Annotated in this window: 1 protein-coding gene; it reads left to right on the top strand. The window is 66.9% G+C overall.

Annotated features, from left to right (window positions below):
- Positions 1 to 12 precede the first annotated feature (12 nt).
- On the top strand, positions 13 to 869 hold an 857-nt coding region (locus EOA60_RS35125; protein WP_245502706.1), incomplete at its 3' end, for an ABC transporter transmembrane domain-containing protein.

The raw sequence follows: 869 nt of genomic DNA, 5'->3' as shown, positions 1-869 counted from the left end.
CCTTTAGCTGACCTGAAACCTTCCGAGCTTCGCAAGGCGCTCGCCTCCTTCCGCGGCCCGTATGCGGCCGTCGCCGGCCTCAGCGGCCTCATCAACGTGCTGATGCTGTCCGGTTCGCTGTTCATGCTACAGGTCTATGACCGCGTTCTGCCTAGCCGCAGCGTGCCGACGCTGGTGGCGCTGATCATTCTGGTCGCCGTGCTTTATGCCTTCCAGGGCGTCCTCGAAGCGATCCGTGCGCGCGTGCTGACACGCATCGGCGCCGGCATCGACGAGCTCATCGCCGGCCGCGTCTTCAACTGCCTCGTGCGGCTGCCGCTCAGAACGCCTGATCGCGGCGAAGGCCTGCAGGCGCTGCGCGACCTCGACCAGGTCAGCGGCTTCCTTTCCAGCCCCGGCCCGGGTGCGCTGTTCGATCTGCCATGGATGCCGCTCTATGTTGTGATCTGCTTTCTTTTCCATCCGTGGATCGGCGTCGCGGCGCTCATCGGCGCGCTGCTGCTGATCGCGCTGACGGCACTCACCGATCGCCTGGTCCGCGCCCCGACCAAGGCAATGTCCGGCTTCGGCACAAGGCGCGGCGCGATCGCGCAGGCGAGCGCCCGCAACGCCGAAGTGCTGGCCGCCATGGGCATGGGCGAGAGGCTGGCCGGGCGCTGGAGCCAAGCAAACAACGCCTTCCGCGAGGCGCAGGCGCAGGCGAGCGACCTGACGAGCGGATTGGGTGCGGCTTCGCGCATCATGCGCATGATGCTGCAGTCGATGGTCCTGGCGCTCGGCGCCTATCTGGTCATTTACCAGCAGGCCACGCCCGGCATCATCATCGCCAGTTCAATCCTGACATCGCGGGCGCTGGCGCCGATCGAGCT

The sequence above is a fragment of the Mesorhizobium sp. M1A.F.Ca.IN.020.06.1.1 genome, assembly GCF_004023265.1.
GTDB lineage: Bacteria > Pseudomonadota > Alphaproteobacteria > Rhizobiales > Rhizobiaceae > Mesorhizobium.
Note: the sequence above shows the minus strand (reverse complement) of the source record. Positions and strands in the feature narration are given on the sequence as shown.